At 69.8% G+C, this 202-nt stretch carries 1 protein-coding gene; it reads left to right on the top strand.

The genetic code is table 11. The features are described 5' to 3' along the window. A partial coding sequence (locus ADK54_RS42695) for a polyketide synthase dehydratase domain-containing protein (RefSeq protein ID WP_159047859.1) occupies positions 1–202 on the top strand: 202 nt, incomplete at both ends.

The raw sequence follows: 202 nt of genomic DNA, 5'->3' as shown, positions 1-202 counted from the left end.
CTGCCGACGTACGCGTTCCAGCGGGAGCGGTTCTGGCCGTCGGGTCGGGTGGCGCGTTCCGGTGATGTGCGGTTCGCGGGTCTGGATTCAGCGGGGCATCCGATGCTGGGTGCGGCGGTGCAACTGGCGGGCTCGGGTGGGGTGTTGTTCACCGGGCGGTTGTCGGTGTCCTCGCACCCGTGGCTGGCGGATCATGTGGTGC

This window comes from Streptomyces sp. WM6378 (genome assembly GCF_001279695.1).
In the GTDB taxonomy this organism is placed as follows: Bacteria; Actinomycetota; Actinomycetes; order Streptomycetales; family Streptomycetaceae; genus Streptomyces.
Note: the sequence above shows the minus strand (reverse complement) of the source record. Positions and strands in the feature narration are given on the sequence as shown.